Origin of the sequence: Photobacterium japonica (genome assembly GCF_050337005.1) — a bacterium.
In the GTDB taxonomy this organism is placed as follows: domain Bacteria; phylum Pseudomonadota; class Gammaproteobacteria; order Enterobacterales; family Vibrionaceae; genus Photobacterium; species Photobacterium japonica.
The window spans coordinates 60,486-82,712 of record NZ_JAKJSN010000022.1 but is presented as its reverse complement, the minus strand read 5'-3'; the positions used below and the strand labels follow the sequence as shown (position 1 = coordinate 82,712).

At 48.9% G+C, this 22,227-nt stretch carries 20 protein-coding genes and 1 riboswitch; of the genes, 4 read left to right on the top strand and 16 right to left on the bottom strand.

All coding sequences use genetic code 11. The annotated features are described in order from the left end of the window. Positions 1-21 precede the first annotated feature (21 nt). Entirely contained in the window at positions 22-750 is a 729-nt protein-coding gene (gene artP, locus L4C36_RS10185) for an arginine ABC transporter ATP-binding protein ArtP (RefSeq protein ID WP_428477686.1), read from the bottom strand. A 350-nt stretch (positions 751-1,100) separates the two neighbouring features. Continuing rightward, entirely contained in the window at positions 1,101-2,303 is a 1,203-nt protein-coding gene (gene punC, locus L4C36_RS10180) for a purine nucleoside transporter PunC (protein ID WP_428477685.1), read from the bottom strand. 142 nt (positions 2,304-2,445) lie between these two features. On the opposite strand from punC, the gene punR reads away from it, so the two are divergent. Next, the gene (punR, locus tag L4C36_RS10175) at positions 2,446-3,348 is read left to right on the top strand and encodes a DNA-binding transcriptional activator PunR (protein ID WP_428477684.1); all 903 of its coding nucleotides are present in this window, start codon (positions 2,446-2,448) and stop codon (positions 3,346-3,348) included. A 177-nt stretch (positions 3,349-3,525) separates the two neighbouring features. Here the strand turns inward: punR and L4C36_RS10170 are convergent, their stop codons facing one another. The 10 genes from L4C36_RS10170 to L4C36_RS10125 form a co-directional block, all read right to left on the bottom strand. Continuing rightward, positions 3,526-3,798, bottom strand: a complete 273-nt coding sequence (locus L4C36_RS10170; protein ID WP_428477710.1) for a DUF2986 domain-containing protein — start codon at positions 3,796-3,798, stop codon at positions 3,526-3,528. A 116-nt stretch (positions 3,799-3,914) separates the two neighbouring features. Beyond that, complete coding sequence (locus L4C36_RS10165; protein WP_428477683.1) at positions 3,915-4,526, bottom strand: CDP-alcohol phosphatidyltransferase family protein; 612 nt, start codon at positions 4,524-4,526, stop codon at positions 3,915-3,917. After that, complete coding sequence (locus tag L4C36_RS10160; RefSeq protein WP_428477682.1) at positions 4,520-5,191, bottom strand: ATP-binding cassette domain-containing protein; 672 nt, start codon at positions 5,189-5,191, stop codon at positions 4,520-4,522. The genes L4C36_RS10165 and L4C36_RS10160 overlap by 7 nt, the downstream gene beginning before the upstream one ends. 25 nt (positions 5,192-5,216) lie before the next feature. Continuing rightward, the gene (locus L4C36_RS10155; protein WP_428477681.1) at positions 5,217-6,953 is read right to left on the bottom strand and encodes an ABC transporter permease; all 1,737 of its coding nucleotides are present in this window, start codon (positions 6,951-6,953) and stop codon (positions 5,217-5,219) included. Positions 6,954-7,022: 69 nt separating this feature from the next. Next, a complete protein-coding gene (locus L4C36_RS10150; RefSeq protein ID WP_428477680.1) occupies positions 7,023-8,249 on the bottom strand; it encodes an ABC transporter substrate-binding protein in 1,227 nt (408 codons plus the stop codon). Positions 8,250-8,274: 25 nt separating this feature from the next. After that, a complete protein-coding gene (locus L4C36_RS10145; protein WP_428477679.1) occupies positions 8,275-10,527 on the bottom strand; it encodes a dihydrolipoyl dehydrogenase family protein in 2,253 nt (750 codons plus the stop codon). Positions 10,528-10,535: 8 nt separating this feature from the next. After that, entirely contained in the window at positions 10,536-11,126 is a 591-nt protein-coding gene (locus L4C36_RS10140) for a carboxymuconolactone decarboxylase family protein (protein WP_428477678.1), read from the bottom strand. Positions 11,127-11,292: 166 nt separating this feature from the next. Then, positions 11,293-11,685, bottom strand: coding sequence for a hypothetical protein (locus tag L4C36_RS10135; RefSeq protein WP_428477677.1), 393 nt, complete (start codon positions 11,683-11,685; stop codon positions 11,293-11,295). Between the two features lie 304 nt (positions 11,686-11,989). Next, a complete protein-coding gene (locus L4C36_RS10130; protein WP_428477676.1) occupies positions 11,990-12,583 on the bottom strand; it encodes a TfoX/Sxy family DNA transformation protein in 594 nt (197 codons plus the stop codon). Between the two features lie 124 nt (positions 12,584-12,707). Continuing rightward, positions 12,708-12,809, bottom strand: a riboswitch (cyclic di-GMP riboswitch). 217 nt (positions 12,810-13,026) lie between these two features. Beyond that, on the bottom strand, positions 13,027-14,034 hold the full coding sequence (locus L4C36_RS10125; RefSeq protein WP_428477675.1) for a substrate-binding domain-containing protein: 1,008 nt from the start codon (positions 14,032-14,034) through the stop codon (positions 13,027-13,029). A gap of 696 nt (positions 14,035-14,730) precedes the next feature. Between L4C36_RS10125 and L4C36_RS10120 the strand changes: the two genes are divergently transcribed. Beyond that, positions 14,731-15,126 carry a hypothetical protein gene (locus L4C36_RS10120; RefSeq protein ID WP_428477674.1) on the top strand — a complete coding sequence of 132 codons (396 nt, stop codon included), beginning with the start codon at positions 14,731-14,733 and terminating at the stop codon, positions 15,124-15,126. Positions 15,127-15,230: 104 nt separating this feature from the next. After that, positions 15,231-15,416, top strand: coding sequence for a hypothetical protein (locus tag L4C36_RS10115; protein ID WP_428477673.1), 186 nt, complete (start codon positions 15,231-15,233; stop codon positions 15,414-15,416). 118 nt (positions 15,417-15,534) lie between these two features. Here the strand turns inward: L4C36_RS10115 and L4C36_RS10110 are convergent, their stop codons facing one another. The 4 genes from L4C36_RS10110 to torC form a co-directional block, all read right to left on the bottom strand. After that, positions 15,535-16,137: a hypothetical protein gene (locus L4C36_RS10110; protein ID WP_428477672.1), complete on the bottom strand. Its 603-nt coding sequence runs from the start codon at positions 16,135-16,137 to the stop codon at positions 15,535-15,537. A 221-nt stretch (positions 16,138-16,358) separates the two neighbouring features. After that, positions 16,359-17,012, bottom strand: coding sequence for a molecular chaperone TorD (gene torD, locus L4C36_RS10105; protein WP_428477671.1), 654 nt, complete (start codon positions 17,010-17,012; stop codon positions 16,359-16,361). Between the two features lie 185 nt (positions 17,013-17,197). Further along, positions 17,198-19,729, bottom strand: a complete 2,532-nt coding sequence (torA, locus tag L4C36_RS10100; protein WP_428477670.1) for a trimethylamine-N-oxide reductase TorA — start codon at positions 19,727-19,729, stop codon at positions 17,198-17,200. Between the two features lie 68 nt (positions 19,730-19,797). After that, the gene (torC, locus tag L4C36_RS10095; RefSeq protein ID WP_428477669.1) at positions 19,798-20,964 is read right to left on the bottom strand and encodes a pentaheme c-type cytochrome TorC; all 1,167 of its coding nucleotides are present in this window, start codon (positions 20,962-20,964) and stop codon (positions 19,798-19,800) included. Between the two features lie 205 nt (positions 20,965-21,169). Between torC and torR the strand changes: the two genes are divergently transcribed. Then, entirely contained in the window at positions 21,170-21,883 is a 714-nt protein-coding gene (gene torR, locus L4C36_RS10090; protein ID WP_317521808.1) for a two-component system response regulator TorR, read from the top strand. The last annotated feature ends 344 nt before the right edge of the window (positions 21,884-22,227 follow it).

The window sequence follows — 22,227 nt, the reverse complement described above, 5'->3', positions numbered from 1 at the left end:
ATCGTAAAGAGAACATAATAATCAGTGGTTGAGGTAGTCAGCAAACTGCGGGGTCGCAGGGTGAGTGAATGCCTCTTTGGTTCCGTGTTCAACCATGTGGCCTTTTTCAAGGTACAGCACATGACTGGCAATTTTTTTGGCGAAATCCACTTCGTGGGTGACGACCACTTGCGTGATGCCCGTTTCGCTTAACTGTTTGATGATACTGACCACTTGATTGGTGATTTCAGGATCAAGCGCAGCAGTGGGTTCATCAAACAGCAACACATCTGGCTTCATCATCAGGGCACGGGCAATGGCGACCCGTTGCTGTTGTCCGCCCGACAACTGCAGGGGCCAAGCCTGTGCTTTATCTGCCAGTTGGAGCGTGGTTAGAATCTCCATCGCTGCTTTCGTGGCAGTGGCTTTGTCCTGACCCAGCACTTTCATGGGGGCTTCAATCAAGTTGTCGATAACCGTTAAGTGCGGCCATAGGTTGTATTGCTGAAAAACCATGCCGACTTTACGGCGTAATTTGAGTCCGGCTTTTTCACATGCCGGTTGAGAAAAGTCGAATTGCTCACCGGCAATGCTTAACGCACCACTGTTGGCGGTTTCGAGCAAGTTCAACACCCTCAGTAACGAACTTTTACCTGCACCGCTTGGGCCAAGTAACACCAAGGTGTCGCCTTGTTGACATGTGAAGTCCACGTTATGAAGCACTTGCGTGTCACCGTAGAATTTATTGATAGACTTAACTTGAATACTCATGCTGACTTACTGCATTAATTGTCATCTGTGATTCATATTACCGATAGTGAAATCTTATGCAAGAAAATTGTATAAAAAATCTATTTCTCGGCGTGCTTGTTTAACGAATGTACTATATGCAGTTTAATTTACCACTTAAATGTCCGGTTTTTCAGGGTTTTCTCAACAGATACCGTGTTCATTATCGTGTGCCACATCGATTTAATGAGTATTTTATTCATGATAGGGGCAAGGTGTGGTGCTGTATGAGGTAAACAAGCAGGAGGCAGAGGAGGGGGGAGAATAGGAAAGATGTAAAAAAGGCCACCCGAAGGTGACCTGTTTATGCATACATCACTGACTGAAGGCAATTATGCGGTTTGTAGTGCGTGCTCGTTGCGGGCTTTTACCACGAAGGCATAACCGATTAATGCTAGGAAGCCCGTTGCGAACATGGCAATGGTCACCGTCATCAGGCCGTTAGCCGCAAATGCTGATACCAAGCCGCTTGCCGCGAAACACACCATGGTCTGTAGGAAGTTCAGAAGACCGGCAGCGGTTGCGCTACAGTTTTTGAAATCTTCCAATGCTTTGCTGATGATGATGGGGTAAATTGCACCGTTCGCAATCGCAAGGAAACAGAATGGCAATAGGATTGGCCAAATGGTCGTGGGTTCCGCGTTCAAAGAAATCAGGAACATGACCGTCACGCTACCAAAGAACAATTTCAAGATCCAAGGCAGAAGCTGCTGGCTGTCATATTTGTTCAGTAATGCACGGCAACCATAACCACCAATGATGAAGGCAACAGTTTGTGGCGCATAGCTTAGGCCGATATCCGCACCTGAGTAGCCCATTGCAGACATCACGAACGGTGAACCTGTTAGGTAAGCAAAGAACGCAGCAGAACACGCAGCGAAGRTAATCATGTTACCAATGAATTTTTTTGAACTCAGGATCTGACGGTAGTCTTGACGAAGCTGTACCGTGATTTTTTCCTGTTTTTTGTCCAAATTGGCACTTTCAGGCTCTTTCAAGGTCATGATGGCCAAAACAGCGCCAAAGCCAACCAATGCGATGAAGATACTGCGCCAGCCGAATTGCCCTTCAAGCAGTGCACCTGCTAGTGGCGCCAACGCCGGAGACAACGCGACCAATGGCATAATGGTTGCGAAGACGCGCTCAGACACTTTGCTGTCATAACGGTCAATCACCACGGCTTGCCAAATCACGGTCGCACTACAGGCGCCAAGTGCTTGAGCAAAACGGGCAGCGAGCATCATCTCAACGTTCGGTGCAAATGCACACAGGACAGAGGCGATGCTGAACAGGGTCATACCGCCCAGCAGCACTTTAATACGCCCGATGCGATCAGAAAGGGGACCATAGATCAACTGACCAAGGGCCATGCCCAGCAGGAAAATACTCAGGCTTAAGCCAATCAGCGATTGTGAGGTGTTGAAATCAGCACGAATGGTTTCAAATGCAGGTAAGTACATGTCGGTTGCCAAAAAGCCGAGCATACTCAGGCAGGCAAACCATAACGTGGTGATTTTTGAAGGTTGGTTAGTCATAAAAGGGTTCTATCATACTGTTTTTCTATATTGTGTAGTTTATCGATGGTTTCGCATGGTGTGAAACGGTAATATTTCACCATTGCTTTCAAAATATTTGATGTAAAATGTCGCGGTAACGATTGCGGTAAGGTGAAGGGCCATGTTTTCGTATAATGATCTGCAAGTAATTGATGTGGTGGCACGGCGAGGCAGTTTTTCTGCGGCGGCTGAAGAGCTGCACAAAGTGCCCAGTGCCATCAGTTATACGGTGAGAACCATTGAAGATCGATTAGCTGTCGATTTATTTGTTCGCTTGCATAGGCAGGTGCAATTAACCCCTGCTGGTGAGTATTTCGTGGAAGAGGCCCGGGGGTTGCTCAAACAGATGGAGTTGCTGAAATTACAAACCCAACGGGTGGCAAACGGGTGGTCACAGAGTGTGTCTGTCGCGTTGGATACCGTGGTGCGTGACAGCCGAGTGAATACCTTGGTGCGGGATTTTTACCGTCAGTTCCCTGACATGGAATTGCATTTGACCATGGAAGTGTTCAATGGTGTGTGGGATGCCTTAGCGGATGGCCGTGCGGATATTGCGATAGGGGCCACTGCTGCGGTGCCGGTGAGTGGGCATTTTGATTATCGCGATATGGGCGTATTAGCGTGGCGGTTTGTGGTGTCACCGGATCATCCGTTGGCCGGTGCCGATCACGCATTGGCGCCGGAAGAGTTGGCGCAGTATCCGGCCATTTGCTTGGAAGATACCTCACGGGTGCTCCCCAAGCGGATCACTTGGCTGATGGATAACCAGCGTCGGATCATGGTGCCCAATTGGCACAGTGCGATGTCTTGTTTAAAGTCGGGATTGGGGATTTGTGTGGTGCCGGAGCATATGGCGCTGGCGAAGATGGCCAGTGGCGAGCTGGTGGAAAAACAATTGGCCGTGAAGCCGCCGGTCAGCCCGTGTTGTTTGGCATGGAATAAAGAAACACAGAACCCAGCGATTGATTGGTTGCTGGCATATTTGGGTGACAGTGAACAGCTGCACCGTGAATGGATGCGCTAACGCCATTAAAGCAATATCGCAAAGGTGAAAGCTTTAAGGTGCCATATCAGGTGTAAGTTTTAAGGTGTGAGTTTCAAAATGTGTGAAAGCAGGCGGCGAAATCGCCCGGCCTGCTTTACACGTAATCGGTGATACACGTCCGGCGAATGGCCGTTGGCGTGTTCAGCAAACGACCGATCAGTTAGCGGTCTCAGCCGTTTTTTCTTCAGCGACAGCGTCTGTCTCAACGTCAGCGTTCACTTCTTCGCCTTCTGCTTCAGTCTCTTCTACTGCTGCGTCTAGGGTGTCCATGTATTGCTCAACCGTCATACCTGCCAGTTGCGCCGCTTCTTCATATTTCGCACGATCGGCTTTAGAAATGTAACGTGGCTTGTTGCTACGGTGTAACTTTGCATTCTTACGCTTTTGGTGTTTTTTCAGCGCTTGATTGATTTTCTTCTTACGGTTCATGAGGACGTCGTTGCCTTTGAAAATGAGCGACGATTGTAGCGGGAATAATTGGCTTGGCAAGCGGAAGCCACCGATGCCAAGCAAGATGTTTACGTTGTTGTCCGTTGATATGCGGTTTAATGCGCCTTTAAGGTGTGGTATCCCACCCAGATACGCGTCATGGTGGTGATCCAACACAAGGCGCCGAAAATCCACGCAATAAGGGCAAAGTGCTGCGGCAACAAGCAAAATAAAATAAAGCAGGCAATGGTTTCAGTGCCTTCAGTGAGGCCGCCAATGTAGTAAAGCGATTTCTGTTTGTACACGGGGCTTTCAATATTGTGCTTACTGGCCATGATGGCAAAGCTGAGGAAGCTCGATCCGGTGCCGATAAAAGCAAAGATCAAAAAGGCACCCGCGACGGCATTGGCATCGGGATTGGCCAGCACAAACCCAAAGGGCACTAGTGAATAGAATAAAAAATCGAGTGTGATATCGAGGAACCCCCCGCAGTCCGTGATCCCTTGCCGACGGGCGATGGCACCGTCTAAGCCATCAAAAATCCGGTTGAGGACAATAAACCCCAATGCCCAGTGATATTCTTGCAGCATTAATGCAGGCAGGGCGAATAGTCCCAGCACAAAACCAGTAAGGGTCACTTGATTGGCCGTGACACCCATGCGGTCAGGCAGCGCAGAAAGGATGGTCAGCGGCCAGCGAATGAGTTTGATGGCGTAGCGATCTAACATGATAACGGTTCCAGTGCAGGATCAGAGGGCAGTGAAGGCCAAGGCCAGTGTAAGACACGTCCTTGAGGGGGGACATCGTCGTCATCATGAGTGACCATGATGGCCGGGATCTGGCGGGTACGAATTTGGTCAAAAACAAACTGACGAAACGCCGTGCGCAGGGCTTTATCCAGCTTACTGAACGGTTCATCTAACAATACGGCGTGTGGCTCAGAGAGAAGCATCCGCATCACGCTGATCCTTGCCCGCTGTCCGCCCGACAGGGCTTGTGGCAGGTTATTGCGTAATGCACTTAATCCCAACATGTCCAATGTGTGCATCGCGTGCATACGCCGCTCATTGCCTCGATAGTGCTTAGGTAATCCAAACATCAGGTTTTCTACTACCGTCAGGTGTGGGAACAGCAAGTCATCTTGGAATAGGAGGCCAATTTTTCGTGCATTTGGGGTCAGCGGTAACATGGGGATGTCATTGAGCATGACGTTGCCGGTGACTTGAAACGGGCGTGCAATATGGCCAGCAATGGCGCTTAACAGCGTGGATTTACCGCAGCCGCTGGGGCCCATCAGGGTAAAAATCTCTCCCTTGGCGACCGAAAAGGATAAGGGGCCAAACAGGGGCTGTTCACCCTGATGCAGGATGAGGTTGTCGACAGACAGTGTCATTGGTGGTGTTGCTCCCTCATTGTGGTCATGGTCGAGATTGTGATGATAAATGTGATTGCGGCTGACGTTGATGCACTGCTGAGTCGCGTTGGCCGTGTGAATAATGCGATGTCCAGCGGTTTATCAGTACTGCCAAAGTAAAAAACACTAAGGGTAATATCCCTTGTAACAGGCCATAAATAGCCATGACGCGGCGATCTTGCCCGCTGGCCAGCGCAACGGCTTCTGTGGTCAGGGTGCTGATCCGTCCTGCCCCTAGCATTTGGGTTGGCAGGTATTGTGCCAAGCTCACGCTGATCCCCACGGCCAGCCCCATGAAAATAGCGGGTTGTACCTGTGGGCGTTTCACTTGCCACCACGTTTGCCACGCGGTTTTTCCTAAACTGCGGCTGCATTGATCTAAGCGCACATCGTAGCTGCGCCACGCGCCTTCAAGGGACAAATACAGATAGGGGAACACGAAAAAGAGGTGGCTCCACACAACCCATAACCCATAGTGCTGCCCCGGTACCCAATAGGTGGTGACCTGTATGCCAAACAGCAGGGAGAGCTGGGGGGTCACCAGCGGTATCGCAATGATCCAGTGGGGGATGCCGATGTGGTATTTCTGTCGGTATTCTAAACAACCGATGGCGAGCAGTAATGCCACTATGCCGCTGCTTAGGGCAAGGATCATACTGTGCCCCGCCAGTGTTAGCAAGGGCTCAAGTTCTTGTTCCCAAAAACGAAAACTGTAGCGACTCGGCAACAAATCAGGAAAACGCCAGCGTTGGGCGAACGACCATACCAGCAAGGTGGGTAGCACCAGAATCGGAACTGCGACAAAAGGTGAATACAGCGGTACGGCACGGTGTAAGCGTGAACGCAGACGGGAATTTACATGGGCCGATGAGGGACGTGCAGGCCCATTGAGTTGCCAGCGACGCAGGCCATTGACCACACACCATTCTATGCCGCGCAGGACGAGTAAGGTGAACAATGTCAGGGCGAGTAAAAGCAATGCCCCCGCCGCCGCGCGAGGCAGCAGGTGTAAATCGGGTTCATTGAACCAGCGCCAGACTTGAATCGCAAACGTCGATGGACGTTGTGGGCCGATAAACAGCGCAATGTCGACCACCGAGACGCCGTACGCTGCCACGGCCCACAAAGGCAAACGCATCTTAGGGAGCCATAAGGGCAGGATCAGCTTACGCCAACTTTCATGCTGGCTATACCCCAAGCTGGCCGAGATGGCGAGTAGCGGTTTGACCTGTAATTGTTGCAATACGGCAATGCTCATCAGCAATAAAAAAGGCGTTTCTTTGAGGGCTAAAACGATAAGCAAGCCGATACCATACGGATCTTGTACCACCGTAAAGCTGTCAGAGGGGGTGATACCCGTGACGGCCAACAACCGATAAAACCATCCGGTGGGGGCAAACAGCAAGGCAAAGCCAATCGCAAACGCGACATGTGGCATCGCCATCATGGGCGATAACGTGTTCTCTAAGCGGTGCCACTGCGGGGTGTCCCAATACCGGCGCAAGATAAAGTAGGAAAAAATCAGCGCGAGTAAGGTACTGCCTAAACCCGTGAACAGGGAAAGCAAAAGTGATGTGCTTAACCCCGGCCAGTAAAGCAGTTGGGTAAAGGCATCAACATTCGGAGTGAGATAGCCCAGTGGCGGCAACCATGACAAGGCGGGAAGGACAACGCCAAGTAACCCGGGAAGTAACGGCGCAATGCACAGTAACAGGGCGAGCAGGTAGAACAGATGGATCATACAACACTCAAACAATGGGAGGGTTGCCCCTCCCGCAAAAATAGACGGTGATCAGTCAGTCTGTGAAGATCAACTGCCGTAACGTTTTTGCCATTCTAATTCAATGGCGGTTAACCAACTCGGGTGTGGTTCTGGAATCGCTTTATACAGACTAAAGCCCTGTGTGCCCGTTTGTTTGTTGTTTGGCTGTACCTGCATCAGCGCCTCTGACGTTAATACCGACGGATCCCCCCAGATGCGGGCATCGGCTTTACGCGCTTGCGCGGCGGGACTCATCAAAAAGTTGATGGTGACCAGTGCGCCCGCTTTGGCATTGGCATTCCATGGGATAGCCAGAAAGTGAATATTGGACAGGGCACCTTGTGTAAACGCAAATGTTTGTGCCGTGTCGACTAAGTTACCTTGTTCAATCGCGGCATTGGCCGCGTTAGGGTTAAAGGTGATAGCAAGCAACAGTTGTTGGTCATCGAGCAACTGCACCGTTTCGCTGGTGCCTGATGGAAAACGTTGACCTTTGTGCCACGCCACCGGATGCAGTTGATCTAAATAGGCCCACAGAGGTGCCGTGACACGCTCAAATCGTTGATGTTCTGTTTTGCTGTCAATGGGCTGGTACAGTTCATCGGGCTTGTCCGTCAGTTCCAATAGCGCGGCTTTTAAGAAGCTGCTGCCATGGAATTCAGGTGGCTGTGGGTAACTGATTTTCCCAGGATGTGCTTTGGCGAGCGTCAACAGGTCGGCAAAGCTGCGCGGAGGCTGTTTGAGGGTGTCGGTGTCGTGGATAAATACCAACTGTCCTACGCCCCACGGCGCTTCGAGTCCGTCTGTCGGTTCGGTAAAGTCGCGATCAATCGGCAGTGTTTTATCGACTGACTGCCAGTTAGGCAAGTTTTCCACAAACGGGCCATACAGTAAGTGGCTTTGCTTCATCGAACGGAAGTTCTCACCATTGATCCACACCAAATCCACGCTGCCGCCATTGTTTTTTCCAGCGGTCTTCTCAGCCAATAAACGCTGTGTGGTTTCTGCAATATCTGCCACTTTGACATGCTTGAGATTAACGCCATATTGTGACTTCAGCTGACGACTGGCCCAGCGCAGGTAATCGTTGATCTCTTGGCTGCCACCCCATGCATTAAAGTACACAGTTTGTCCGAAGGCCTGTTTTTCGATCTCAACCCACGGTTGGGAGGTGAGGGCGGTAACGTGAGCGGTATTGTCTGTGGTTGCCCACGCCGCGTGTGCGGCGAGAGCCAATTGGCTGGCCAGTGCCAGTTTCATCAGTGTCTTTTTCATTACGGTTTACATTCCCTGTGCGTCATTATGCCCGTTTGGCTTCCGTATTTTGTTTTACATCTGCCGTGGAGGCGGATGTGGACTGGGTGTGAGCTTGCGGCGGCTGAGTATCAGGTTGCTTTGCCTCATGGCGCATCCAGTCATGGTATTTCTTCACCCATGTCAATAAGCCTTGAGGGGCGTTGGCCCTTTTCCATTCGCCTGCCGTGTACTTAGCAGCTTCACTCATGGTGGGGTAAGGGTGGACCGTGCCTAAAATTTTATTCAGGCCTAAGCCGTGGCGCATCGCAAGGGTAAATTCAGCCAACAGTTCACCGGCGTGATGGCCAACAATCGTCGCCCCCAAAATCGTGTCTTTACCTTTTGGCGTAAGCACTTTAATGAAGCCTTCATCGGTGCCATCTGTAATGGCACGATCCAAATCATCAATGCCGTAGGTCACCACATCAAACGCGATGCCTTTGGCGATAGCGTCTTTTTCGTTAAGCCCGACGCGAGCAAGCTCCGGCGCAGTGTAGGTGACTGCAGGTAATACGGAATAGTCGGTTTTGAATTTTTTAAATTGGCCAAAGAGCCCGTTTACGGCGGCATACCAAGCTTGGTGCGCGGCCGCGTGGGTTAACTGAAATGGACCGGCGACATCACCCACGGCGAAGATGTTCGGATACTGAGTTTGCAGGTAGTCATTCACTGCCACAGTCCCACGTTCGGTGGTGGTGATTCCGAGTTGTTCTAAGCCAAAGCCTGTCACGTTAGCGACGCGGCCGAGTGCCACCATGACGGCATCAAATTCGATTTCTACGATTTGCCCGTTGCTGTCTTCCAACGCTGCTTGTTGAATCTGTTGGCCTTGCTCATTCGTGAATGAGGAGAATGAAACCGCTTTATGGCCGGTTTTGATGTTCACGCCATCTTTGGCCAGCTTATTCGCCACCACTGCCGCTGCATCGCTGTCTTCACGGATCATCACCTGATCGGCCATTTCTACTAAGGTGACTTCACTGCCTAAACGCGAAAAGCTCTGGGCTAATTCACAACCGATGGGGCCGCCACCGAGCACTAACAAGCGCTTGGGTTGCTCGCGTAATCCCCAAATCGAGTCAGACGTCAGGTAATTGACCGTATCAAGGCCGGGAATGTGGGGTACCAGTGGGCGGGCACCGGTAGCAATCACAATATTACGGGTGGTAATGCGCTGCCCGTTCACTTCTACTTCCCATGGGGATAAGACCGTGGCATCGCCTTGAATACAATTCACCCCCAAGTCCGTATAGCGGCTGACGCTGTCATGCGGTTCAATTTTGCTGATCACCTTATGTACACGGGCCATGACTTGCTGGAAATTTACCGTCACAGGGCCTGTGGTAATGCCAAATTCGTGGGCTTTGGTGATTTCTGACATCGTATGTGCCGCACGGATCAGTGCTTTGGATGGCACACAACCGGTATTTAGGCAATCCCCCCCCATTTTGTGGCGCTCAATCAGGGTGACTTTGGCTTTCACTGCGGCGGCAATATAGGCACTGACCAAGCCGCCGGCACCCGCACCAATGACCACCATGTTTTGATCAAAATGCTCGGGTTTTTTCCATTGCGCATACACGCGGCGCTGTTTTATCCATGTCATAACTGCTTTGGCGATAAGAGGAAACAGACCCAACAACACCAGGGAGATCAGCACAGGGGCAGATACAATCCCCGTTAGCGTGTCGATTTGACCCAGCTGGGTGCCGGCATTGATGTAAATTGCGGTACCGGCGAGCATCCCGATCTGGCTGACCAGATAAAAACGTCGTGTACTGATCGGCGTTAGCCCCATCAGCAGGTTGACGAGAAAGAACGGGAAGATTGGAATTAACCGCAGGGTGAAGAGGTAAAACGCCCCTTCTTTTTCAATACCAGTATTGATCGCGGCCAAGCGGTGGCCGAAACGTTGCTGTACCCAATCGCGCAAAATATAGCGGCTGAACAAAAAGGCCAAGGTTGCCCCAAGGGTACTGGCAAACGAAATCAGTAATAAACTCCACCAGAAGCCAAATAAGGCCGCGCCTAATAAGGTCATGATGACCGCCCCTGGAACGGATAAGGCGGTAATGGTGACATAGAGCGCGAAGAAAAGAAGACTAGACAGCAGTGGGTGCGAGGCAATGGTGTCTTGCAAGGCTACTTGCTGGTTTTTTGCTTGGGCTAACGTGAAGTACTGGCCGAGATCGAAGCCTATCCACAGGCCGATCAATGACAGAACAAGGCCTGCCACCACGATTTTTTTTCTGTTCATAGATACTCCTAGTGTTCATCCTTTGCGGTTGGGCGATTAGCCTGTTGGGTCGCATTAGGTTGAATGGGTAACGAACAAAATCCCTGTTCTGGGACATCAAGCGCGGTGTTGAATTTCGCGGAGAGATTTTGAAAGGCAATCAGCGCGGTTAACTCAACCATAGCATCATCATCAAACCCTTGTTTTAACGTGGCAAGCATTTCGTCAGTCACGCGCATTCCTGTGATCGTCATCGCTTCTACGTAGTGCAAAACGGCCTGCTCTTGCGGGGTAAAAAGATCACTGTGTTGCCAATGGGCAAGGGCTTTAATTTTTTCTTCAGAGTCACAGCGTTCTGCCAGTTTCATGCCATTGGCATCCACACAGAAAGCGCAATCATTGAGTTGGGATACACGCACACACACCAAAGAACGCAGCACAGGCGTTAACGGTGAGTGTTTACGGTCAAGATAGCCAAAAAAACCGGCCACTAACCAAAACAGGGTAGGCTTGCGTCCCCACAGCAGGGCTGGGTTGAGTACCTTACCGTAGTGGCGTTGCTGCAGCCAAAGTAGTGGCTTGATCAGAATGGAGTAGCGGCGTTTAGCTGAAATGCGCAAGGTAACCTCTGTGATTGTCTGAGTGTCAGTGAATGAGCAACCGGATAGGCCATATTACTTGAGAGTAAGCCGTAATATTACCGAAATTATCAGGGAGTTATGACACAAAGACCTTGAGGTAGCAGAATAAATTTCAGAAAAAGTAAAAAAAACGTCTACGGTGGCACTAGTTGATGGTTAATTGCACAGTCCGCGAGGTAGGTTGCGCAAGCAGTTCACTTTTGGGTAACTCAGTGAGAAAAATGTAACCACAGGCCATGATAGGGATAGCGGCGAGTACCATCGTTTTACCGATATGATAGCTGCGATACCAATATTTGCGGGCACGAATTTTTAGTGCCAGTCCCCACACGAGCAGTGTGACGTTAAGCACCGTGACGGCAAGTAATACATCATGCAGCGCACTCACGGGCGCCAATTGCTGGTGGACAAGCAGGATAAGCAGGGCGGGAGGCAGCAGGCTTAATAACACTAATGCACGCATGATACGTGGCCATTTGCTGAATTTATCTTTGAACATGTGTTCACTTTGCCCAGGAAATGGCTTGGAATAATGCATGGTGGCCCCTTTAACGACATATATACCCAAGGGATGTCAAAACGGGATAATTATTCCCATGAGATAAGTTGCAATGCTATTGATTGAAACGATAACCTTGAGGTCACTTGGATAAAAGCCATTTTACAAGTGAATGTCGGTATTGGAAGAGGGCGTAGATGTTTCTCAGCAGGTTTGGGAGGTAATTCAATGTTTGGCATTTGTTGACAGTATTTTGTCAATGCAAGACGTGATGGCAGGTTATAATCATAGAAATATAAATAAGAGATCATAAGATCTCTTATTTATATATAACGTGTTTATTTTAGCGTAATTTAGCCAATAACTCTGAACGGCGGTCTTGTGGGATGACAGACCAATGGCGTCCGCAAATCGCCCCTTCAAGCGCCCACAGCATATCGATGCCGACACTGCCGGAGTGGCTGTCTTGTAGCGCTTTGTATGCGTTAATTGAACCGGCTTCAAGTAGTTGATCTACCGTAATAATACCGGCTTTCTTTAGCATTCTTTCGTTGGCAAGACGTAAGTTTGGCAAATCTTTAATACGCTCAGGGCCTGCGGTGTTTTTTGTTTCTTTATCAACCTGCGCGGCAGCCAGTGAACGCTCTGCTTGTGCGATAATCTGCGCTGTATCCTGCCACCATTCATCTGGAATGGCGTAATGTTTGGTCACAACAGGGAAGCCGCGCTTTTTATAAATATACGGGGTGAGGCCAGCTTGCTTAAATTCTCTTTCATTGGCCGCATTGGCGCGTAAATGCAGCTTGTCATTGACGACAAGTGCAAACATGGTTTCGCCAGAAAATATACCAAATCCGCCAAACATAGAGCGTGACTTCACGTTCTCAAATGCGCCAAAGAATAAACGTAGTGAATCTTTAAGTACTGGTTTGTCCATGCTTTTTCTCGATAGTTGTTAATAGCGTCAACCGTCAACAAGCGAGGATTCTAGAATAGCAAAGCATGTCTTTGATACGGTCAGAGAATAGGTGGGGTGAGCTCTGACAGTAATTGCTATATCCATCGGCAACCCCGCTACCATAAGCAACAAACAGTGTGTATTTGTTTCTCTTAGGCCGGAGGCTTTGCGTCCCAATCTTTCGAGTGGTTTGCCTTGTTCGTGACAAAAAAGAGAATATCTTAGTTAATAAATTTGACCTTGCTCCCATTTTTAAAAGTGTGATATTGCTCCCATTATTTGGTCTTATAATCTGCTCGTGGTAGCTTTTTTGTGTCGTTCTTAAGCGTGCTTTCGGCTAAAAACGGGACAAAAAAAGCGAAGGCCCAAGACCTTCGCTTTCGTGGTTCAATGCAAAAAGCGGCACTTTTCGCGAGCTGACCTTATTGATTAAGATCGCGGACTGATTTTCGGATCACAAGTTCAGGTATCATTTCAAATACCTGTGTGGCATGTGTCTTATCTTTCACACGCTGCATCAAGATTTCAACCGCACTCTTACCTAGGCGACGCTTAGGCTGGTGGATAGTGGTCAATGGTGGTGAGAAGTACGGCGCCAGATCGATGTTATCGTAACCGATGATAGAGACATCTTCCGGTACGCGAATGCCCGCTTGTTGGAACGTACTGATCAGGCCCATTGCCATGATGTCGTTGAAGCAGAAAATGGCCGTTGGGCGTGATTCCATTGCAATGAACGCTTTCGCTGCTTCTACGGCAGACTCACATTCAAAATCACCTTCCAGCAACCAATCTTCATTCACGGTTAGGCCCGCTTCGTTCATGGCTTTTCTGAAGCCTTTAAGGCGTTCGCGACAAGCCACTTTTTCACTTTGTCCGGTTAAGCAACCAATGGCTTTATGGCCGTGTTCGATGAAGAACTTCGTCGCCACATAACCGCCAAGCTCAGCATTGTCTTGAATGTTGTCTGTGTGTGGGCTTTCTGGGCCCCAGTCCATGACAACCATCGGTAGATCTTTCTGGCGCTCTAATAGTGTCAGCAATTGCTCATCAAGATCTGAACACATGACCAGCAGGCCATCGACACGTTTTTCGGCCAACATGCGCAAGTAGTCACGCTGCTTCACCAGGTTACCTTCGGTGTTACATAAAATCAGGGTGTAGCCTTCGCCGTACAGGTACTCTTCAACACCGTGAACCACTTCCGCAAAGAAAGGGTTGGTGGATTTTGTAACGAGCATGCCAATGGTACGGGTTGTATTACATTTTAGGCTACGTGCGACTGCACTTGGGGCGTAATTCAGCTCATCAACAGCGGCAAGTACTTTCTTTTGTGTGGCTTCTGCGACGAAGCGCGTTTTGTTTATCACGTGAGAGACTGTTGTGGTCGATACGCCAGCCATACGTGCAACATCTTTAATCGTTGCCATAGTTATTCTTCTAATAATAAAAGGTCAGAGGACCCAATAATGAAAACTTACCCAATAGAGCAATGGACTTATGCGTCAATACTGCGAAGTGCATTGCTCTTTTGGGTACAGGGACTAGAAACAGAAAAAGCCGCATCATAAAGCGGCTCCGTTTCGAGCGATTACCAATGTTCGTTTTAATCATCGCATGCAGTTGCATGGTGTAATCGCTTGCGTTCACATTTTACTTACCGTGGCCAAGAGTGCAATCTTTCTTGCTCGAATAACTAAGAATAGTTGATAGTCATCAACATTTGTCCACTGTATTTAAATTGTTTAACGGTTATTAATCACCGCTTTTTATTGCTATCTCATTGATAAAATTAAATATGGCAAGGGTATTGTGAACGCAAATTTCGGCTGTGTTTGTCGTGTGAAACAAATATGTAACAGTACAATACTGCAATGCAGGTGACATTGAAATTGTCGCCAGAGGAACGGGTTAGGGCGCATGAAAATGTCATTTTGTATGAATTTTTGCCAATTTATTCAGTGGGATAGTTCTTTACATCGTTGCGGCATTGTTGCTTTAGGGGATTATAGCGGACTCTGTCGGATTCCTTTGATCGTGATCATCGTCTGTTTTATCCAAGCTTGATGAAGCGAAAATCCGTGTGATAATTAAAATAACCATAGTTAGATAGAACGGACAGTATCATGTCGACAAATAACAAAGCGGGTGTGCGATTTGCTTATATCGCAAGTTTTCTAACACCTTTTACCCTGCTTCTTTCCGGTATCGTTGCGATTATTTATTCAGGCTACAAACTGAATAAAGGCACTGATGCCGTAAGTTACAGCCACTACTATACGATAATTCGTTCATTTTTCATGTTTTTTACCTTTTTTGTCGTATTGGGTGTAACGGCTGCAACCATGACCGGTATGTTGGCGGGTGCTGAATACTGGGTACACAGTGATATGCTGGACTACGTATTGGACGTACTGCCATTTGTGGGCGCAGTGATCGCGGTGATCGCAGTACTCAAATGGTTGTTCCAGTTGATCCGCGGTATGCGTTTGTTGAGCCAGAATAAGGCGATTGAGCTGTAACAGGCCAATATCATGCCATGAAGAAACCGGTGCTTGCGCCGGTTTTTTTTATGCCTGCCATACTGACAGTAGTGATACGACAAAGCGTATCACGGGGAGAATGTATGGTGGTGAAATGCATTGATGCCTCAGGCCTGTCTGGCCACTTCGCGCACGATACCCCGCGAAAAATCAGCATGCATGATGATGTGCCGATTTGGCACGACTGTTGTGTGTGCGAGGCGGAACCGTATTGGTTGGCGATATTGGAAGAAGAGAAAGCCTTATTGAGTAAAGAGGACGAAGAGTGAGGTGAAGAGGGTCTGTAGGCTAAAACACACCCTGTCGCTTCCTTACGGTCTACGAGACAGTAGGGTACTCACAGGGTGTGTATTCAAAACAAACGTAACAGAGGACGATTGGGCAGGGTTATTGTACCGTTTCAAGCAGGTGTTTTAGTTCATTCAGCAGTTCGTCTGTTTTAGGATCGGAGGCTTTCATGGCCGCCAATGTGTCGTGTTGAAGGTTTTGCTGCAAGGTAACGAGCGTTGGATCGGTGATCAGCGTTTGACGTTGCTTCGCTAATTGCTGTTTTGCTGCGGCAAATTCTTTCACGAGCGCATTACGCTCTTCTTCGGGCATGTTGGTTGCGCGAAGCTGTTCTTGCAAGGTTTCTGCTTTTGCGACAAACGCATCCGGGTTATAACCGATGTCTTCTGCTTTTTGTTTGTACGTTGTTTCCAGCGCCTTGGCTTGTTTCACCAATTCTGGGTGGCTTTTTAATGCTTGCTGGCGAATGCTGGTGAGATCGCGCTGGATGGCATTAATTTTATGCACGGCCGCTTTTTTTGCCTGTGCTTGTGCCAGCTCGGTTGCCGTTGGGGCTGGCGTGACTGTCTCGGCCGTTGTGTTATTGGCGTTCGCGGGTAACGCTGCGCCGAGCGCACCGGCAAATAAGATCGGAAGTGAATATTTCGTCAACGTTGACAGTAGCGATGAAGACGGCTTTCTTGCTGTATGGCTTTTAGGCATGATGGTGCTCTTTTGTTTCATGTTTTGATGCGTTGACTGTATAAAATACCATTGAGAGAAATGTCAGTCTAATGTCATGAATGCTGGATGAAAGCTGAACAATGCTATGAGGACGGTGGTGAAAGAGGGGCTCGCTAGGAATGACAGGCATAAAAAAGCCGGCAATCCGTATGCCGGCAAACGAAGATAGTGTTATGGATGCTGGCTAGTGCCAGTCAGGGTTATTGTTCGTCACCTGCAAGGAATGCAGCGTCAAGCTGGCAGAATGCAAGCAGCACTTCAGCGGCTGCGGCATAAAAACCAAACTTGTCGTGTTCGTTTGCTTTCGCCGTAAACTGTGGTAACCAGTTTAGAAGCATCGCATTGATGAAGGCCAACTGGGCTTGCATCAGCGTTTCTGCGTCGTCGACAGACGCGCATTGGTTCGCCATGATGATCAGGTTACCCATGAAATCCAACTCTACAGCCAGATGGTCAGCGGGCTCGTTGAATTCTTTACGCTGCGCAATGTTGTAGGTTTCCATTAGCGCTTGCATGTCTTGAGCGGGCTTATCGTTCATCAAACCGCTTTTACCGACATACATGGAGGCATACGGCAGGGCGCCGGATTTTGGTGTGCTAAGGAATAGACCGCAGAAGTCAGCGGCAAGTTCAAGCTGTGCATCATCACGGACATCCAGGCGTTTTAGCGCATCACGAAAGTGCTCAACAGGGGCTTTTAGCGCAGCCGTCATGGCAAGGCCTGACAGAAACGTGACCATCTCACCATTTTGGTACTGCTCAATGTCTTGCTCGGTTAATTCGCGAGCGAATAAAGATGACATCCACCAGTAAATTTCTGCGCGCTGCTCGTTGAAAGCAATAAATTCTTTCATGATCTCTCCACATCCAGACAATACGGCCCAATAGGGTGTGACCGTAAAGAAAAACATATTCACATAGAATAAGCCTAATAAGTATATCTAATTTATTAACTTAGTGTATGTGAATAGGTTTTTTCGTAAACCGAGTGAGTAAAAAAGGAGTCAGAGGCCGAAGCCCCTGACCCTCAGGCATTAACTTATGCTAGATCCATCGCTGGGAATAGCGGGTTAATGTCAGTCACTTCTTTTGGACCGTTGAAGCCAGTCACTGCCGGAACAGTACCCGTGAACTTCTCGACCTGTACCAGTGCAGAAGCCGCAGACGTTGCTTGAGCCAGTTTCGAAGAACCGATGTCTTGTGTCAGTACGTTTGGATCGCCGTACGTACAGATAGTGCCAGCTTTACCGCCTTCTAGCGGGCTGTACCAGGCACCTTCGTGGATACGACATACACCAGACATGTAATCGTCAGTCACTACCGCACCTGCCAATACTTGGCCACGGTCGTTGAACACACGTACGATGTCACCAGACTTGATACCACGTGCCGCTGCATCTTGGGTGTTGATGTAGATAGGCTCGCGATCCGCTACCGCGTACGTTGCACGGTGCTCAGTTGAAGAACAAAGCTGTGAGTGCAGACGGTGTTTCGGGTGCGTACTCTGTAGGTTCAATGGGAACTGCTGAGAACGTGGACCACCGTGGCTACGTTCTGTTTTCTCGAACCACATTGGGTGACCCTGACAGTCATCGTAGCCCATGTCAGCGATAGTCTTACAGTAGATCTCGATAAGACCTGATGCAGTACCTAGTGGCTCAAGGTCAGGTTCCTTACGGAATGACTCGTGACGTACCCACTCAGCGCCTTCAGGGAATTCAATGAAACCTTCAGTTTCCCAGAACTTCTTGAAGTTAGACATACGAACGCCAAGACCACGGCCTTGCAGACGTGCACCGTTGTAGATCTCTTCGATCAGTTCCATCTGCGTTTTACCGCCAGTGAAGGCTTCTTCACGGTTGTAACGACGGCAAAGCTCACGGAAGATCTCGAAGTCATCTTTTGATTCGTACATTGGTTCAACAATCTTCGGCAGGGCAATGATACCCGCGTTAGAGTGGTTACCGTACTGTTCGATATCGTTACGCTCGTACGTGGTGGTCGCTGGTAGAACGATGTCCGCAAAGCGACACGTCGCTGTCCACTGGTGATCGATAGACACAACGGTTTCCAGTTTCTGCCACGCCGTGATCATGTTGTTACGATCTTGGTGGTGGTGGAACGGGTTGTTACCACTGAAGATAGCCATCTTCATCACTGGGAACTTGATTTTCTGACCGTTGTACTTAATGGTCTCGCCAGGGTTCTTAATACAGTCAACAAAACGTGCAACAGGGATGAACGTTGAGTAGCCGTTGTAAGAGCCGTTGTGGATTGGCGGCACGCCAGTCACACCGCTAAAGCCAGACATCAGTGGGCCGTTAGAGGTGATAGAACCTGCGTCGTTGTAGTGCCAGCCGAAACCGAAACCACCACCAGGTAGGCCGATTTGACCCAGCATTGCTGCCACAACCACTAGCATCCACGCGTACTGCTCACCGTGCTGCATGCGCTGTAGACACCAGCCACCGATGATTTGCGTACGGCCAGACGCCATTTGACGTGCTAGGGCACGGATTTCGTCCGCTTTAACGCCACAGATCTTCTCTGCCCACTCCGGTGATTTCTCAACGCCGTCTGTTTTACCTAGCAGGTAAGGCAGGAATTTGTCGAAACCTGTCGTGTAGTCAGCCAAGAACTCTTTGTTGTAAAGGTTTTCGCTGTACAGAGTGTGCGCGATAGCCAGCATCAGTGGAACGTCAGTTTGTGGGTTAACACGCACTTGTTCACCGCCAACAGTCTTCTGAGTGTCGGTTACTACTGGGTCAACGAAGATCACTTTGATCTCGCCTTTCTTCACTTTTTCAGCAAGCTGATCATAGTAAGCGTATGGGCTGTGGTCAGGTACCAACCAGCCAACCTGCAGGTTCTTGATTGGGTCAGAACCCCATACCACGATGGTGTCAGAGTGCTCAAGCACAAGCGGCCATGATGTTTGCTGCTCGTAAACTTCCATTGCACCCGCAACGTACGGCAGGATCACCTGTGCAGCACCTGTTGAGTAGTCACCCATCTTACCAAGGGTGGTACCGTGCAGACCAATACCACGCTTCATCATGGTCCCGGCGTTGTGTAGTTTACCTACAGACTGCCAGCCAGTGTGACCTGCGTACAGTGCACTTGGGCCGTAAGAGTTCTGGATACGTTCCATTTCGTGGTAGAAGAAATCCAGTGCCTGAGACCATGGCACACGCACGAAACGGTTGTCACCGCGCTGTGCAGTGTCTGACTTGAAGCCGTGCTTCAACCAGTCAATACGTACCATTGGGTATTTAACACGTGCAGGGTTGTATACGACTTCACGTACACCGTTGATCATGGTGGTTGGGTGCTTGTCTTTTTCAAACGGTACGGTATCAACCCATACACCGTTTACCACTTTCGCACGGAATGCACCCCAGTGAGAACCAGACAGTACATCACCAGTGAAAGTAGCTTTAGTTTCAGTCGCAGCCATCGCTTTGCGAGGAGCCAGCAGGCTTGTACCTACCACTGATGCCGCACTAGCAGCGATCATGCCTGATAGGAAGCGACGACGAGTAACGCCTTTATTGAGTACTTGAGTTGCCATTGAGCAATCCTTAGTTTGAATTCTTGTTATCTAGGGTGGGGGAGGAGTCCCCCACACCCCGTCAGGAATTAGTGGTGGCCAGCGCCGCCTGTGTCGCTACCGTGGTTCTGCAGGTATTTCAACAGAGTTCGTTCTTCCGTTTTACTAAGACGGTAGTAGGCGCTCATTGCGTTTAAACTCGAGATCCAACCATTTGCTGTGAAGTGGCCTGGTGCCGGTGCTGCGTGACACGCATTACAGGTTGCACCGTACATGTCTTCTGCGTAGTTCCAGATAGGCTGGATGTTGTCTAGCATGTCATCAGGTGTGATCCACGCTTGAACAGACACGTGCTGCCAAACGATGTTCGTCGCGCTGTCAGTTTGCTCTTCAAGAATTTGCTCAGTCGCTTTCACTTCACCACGGATGGTTGCTTTGAATACACGTTTACCCATGTATTCCGTCATCACACGGCCTTTACCGCTCTTCTCTAGCCAGCCGTCGATCTGCACTTTTAGCATGCCATCTTTACGTTCAATCACTTTCACTTGAGAAGCAGGCAGTAGCTTACCGTCAGCTTTAGATTTTGCATCCGCTGTAGCGTAAAGATCTTTTTCGCCAAGAGAGTAAAGTACTTCAGCTGCTGCACCTTGAGTTGTCGCTGTTGCTTGAAGCTCTTGGTAATCTTTCTGGAAGCCGCCCGCCATGTTTGGCAGTTCGTGTGCGATACCTTTGTGACACTCGATACAGTTCATGTCTTCAGCCGCGGCTTTGTTCATTTCAAAGGCAGCTTTAGCAGACTGCTTAGAGTGATCCATCGCATCGTACGAGTGACAGCTCTTACAGGTTTTCGAGTTTTGGCTCTTCATTCGATCCCAAACGACTTGCGCCAGTTCAAGACGGTGTTCTTCCAATTTCTCTGGGGTATCAATCTTGCCCGTTACGAAGTGGTGGTAAACGTCTTTCCACGCACCCAGTTTACGCTGGATAGCACCAGGCAAATCTTTAGGCTGGTGACAGTCTACACATTCAGCACGGACACCCGAGGCGTTCTTGAAGTGAATACTTTGCTTATATTCTTCATAGTTCTGCTGCATGGTGTGACATGACGTACAGAATTCAGTTTGTGAGGCAAATTCAAAGCTTTTGTGAACCGTCAGAACACCCGCCAAGGTAATACCAATACCAACTAGCACAAGAGCAAGGATCGAATACTTGCTGCTTGGTTTAGTCAACATTTGCCAAAGTTTTTTCATAGTGGAAGATTCCAAATAAGAATGAAGTCAGTCGTAACGTAAAGTACGGTGACGTATAAATTTTTATGGGGTAATCTTAATTCCACGATGTGAATAACGATAAGGGTGGCGATGAACAGAATTATCTGCATTATGACAAATTGTGAATGGCCGCCGATTATGCTAACGTTTTATAGAACAGTAAATAATACATTAAGAGAATAAAATGAGTCACCACGTACTTGTTGTTGAGGATGAAATCGTTACCCGTACTAAGCTAGTCGGGTACTTCGAGAATGAAGGATATAAAGTCAGCCAAGCGGAAAGTGGCGCGCAGATGCGCGAGGTAATGGCCAGCGAAAAAATTGATCTGGTTATGCTCGATATTAACCTGCCTGGCGAAGACGGATTGATGCTAACGCGTGAACTTCGTAGCCGTTCAGAGGTAGGGATTATTCTAGTGACAGGCCGTACCGACAGTATCGATCGCATTGTTGGATTAGAGATGGGTGCGGATGATTATGTGACTAAGCCGTTCGAGCTGCGAGAGCTGCTTGTACGCGTAAAAAACCTGTTGTGGCGCATCTCTCTGGTCGAAAAGGCCCGAGATGAGACCATGGTAGAAATGCAAGAAGACAGCATTATTCGCTTTGGTGATTGGCAGTTTGATATCAACAAACGCGCCCTTACACACAACGGTGTGCCGGTGAAATTGACCAAAGCTGAATACGAGTTATTGGTGGCATTCTCTTCTCATCCGAACGTAGTGCTTAGCCGTGAACGTATCTTAAATATGCTAAGCCACCGCGTTGAAGCGCCGAATGATCGTACCATTGATGTACTGATTCGCCGCATGCGTTCTAAGATGGAAGTGGACCCGAAAAACCCACAAATTTTTGTGACCGTACACGGTGAAGGGTACATGTTTGCAGGCGATTAATCGCCGCTAGCCACTGTGTTTTAGTGGTTTTCATAATTTGTCATATTTAGGCTGATATTCGATGAGTATCAGCCTTTTTTGCATCTGTCAATCGGCGACTTTGTTGATATTGATCAAAAAAAATGAGGGGTTGTTAATAGCGCAAACGTGTCAATTCCTACTTTTCCTTGTCATTTTTTGTGATTTTACTGGTGAATTTATGACTTCAGTACCGAGTAGTTGAGATTTTAACCAGTCCTGTATCGCCCTATTTTGCAGAAAATTCCCTTCAGAAATACCAAGTGGTGATATTTTCATCATTGTAGTGGCGTTTATTACAGCATTTGATTGTTGCATGTCAGGGA

What these genes read in the sequence shown, in the direction of transcription:
- L4C36_RS10155 (WP_428477681.1), bottom strand. Translation starts at nt 6,953, where the DNA reads ATGATCCATCTGTTCTACCTGCTCGCCCTGTTACTGTGCATTGCGCCG.
- L4C36_RS10125 (WP_428477675.1), bottom strand. Translation starts at nt 14,034, where the DNA reads ATGGCAACGATTAAAGATGTTGCACGTATGGCTGGCGTATCGACCACA.
- L4C36_RS10130 (WP_428477676.1), bottom strand. Translation starts at nt 12,583, where the DNA reads ATGGACAAACCAGTACTTAAAGATTCACTACGTTTATTCTTTGGCGCA.
- L4C36_RS10150 (WP_428477680.1), bottom strand. Translation starts at nt 8,249, where the DNA reads ATGAAAAAGACACTGATGAAACTGGCACTGGCCAGCCAATTGGCTCTC.
- punR (WP_428477684.1), top strand. Translation starts at nt 2,446, where the DNA reads ATGTTTTCGTATAATGATCTGCAAGTAATTGATGTGGTGGCACGGCGA.
- L4C36_RS10160 (WP_428477682.1), bottom strand. Translation starts at nt 5,191, where the DNA reads ATGACACTGTCTGTCGACAACCTCATCCTGCATCAGGGTGAACAGCCC.
- torR (WP_317521808.1), top strand. Translation starts at nt 21,170, where the DNA reads ATGAGTCACCACGTACTTGTTGTTGAGGATGAAATCGTTACCCGTACT.
- L4C36_RS10115 (WP_428477673.1), top strand. Translation starts at nt 15,231, where the DNA reads ATGGTGGTGAAATGCATTGATGCCTCAGGCCTGTCTGGCCACTTCGCG.
- L4C36_RS10120 (WP_428477674.1), top strand. Translation starts at nt 14,731, where the DNA reads ATGTCGACAAATAACAAAGCGGGTGTGCGATTTGCTTATATCGCAAGT.
- L4C36_RS10135 (WP_428477677.1), bottom strand. Translation starts at nt 11,685, where the DNA reads ATGCATTATTCCAAGCCATTTCCTGGGCAAAGTGAACACATGTTCAAA.
- torC (WP_428477669.1), bottom strand. Translation starts at nt 20,964, where the DNA reads ATGAAAAAACTTTGGCAAATGTTGACTAAACCAAGCAGCAAGTATTCG.
- L4C36_RS10170 (WP_428477710.1), bottom strand. Translation starts at nt 3,798, where the DNA reads ATGAACCGTAAGAAGAAAATCAATCAAGCGCTGAAAAAACACCAAAAG.
- L4C36_RS10110 (WP_428477672.1), bottom strand. Translation starts at nt 16,137, where the DNA reads ATGCCTAAAAGCCATACAGCAAGAAAGCCGTCTTCATCGCTACTGTCA.
- torA (WP_428477670.1), bottom strand. Translation starts at nt 19,729, where the DNA reads ATGGCAACTCAAGTACTCAATAAAGGCGTTACTCGTCGTCGCTTCCTA.
- L4C36_RS10145 (WP_428477679.1), bottom strand. Translation starts at nt 10,527, where the DNA reads ATGAACAGAAAAAAAATCGTGGTGGCAGGCCTTGTTCTGTCATTGATC.
- artP (WP_428477686.1), bottom strand. Translation starts at nt 750, where the DNA reads ATGAGTATTCAAGTTAAGTCTATCAATAAATTCTACGGTGACACGCAA.
- torD (WP_428477671.1), bottom strand. Translation starts at nt 17,012, where the DNA reads ATGAAAGAATTTATTGCTTTCAACGAGCAGCGCGCAGAAATTTACTGG.
- L4C36_RS10165 (WP_428477683.1), bottom strand. Translation starts at nt 4,526, where the DNA reads ATGTTAGATCGCTACGCCATCAAACTCATTCGCTGGCCGCTGACCATC.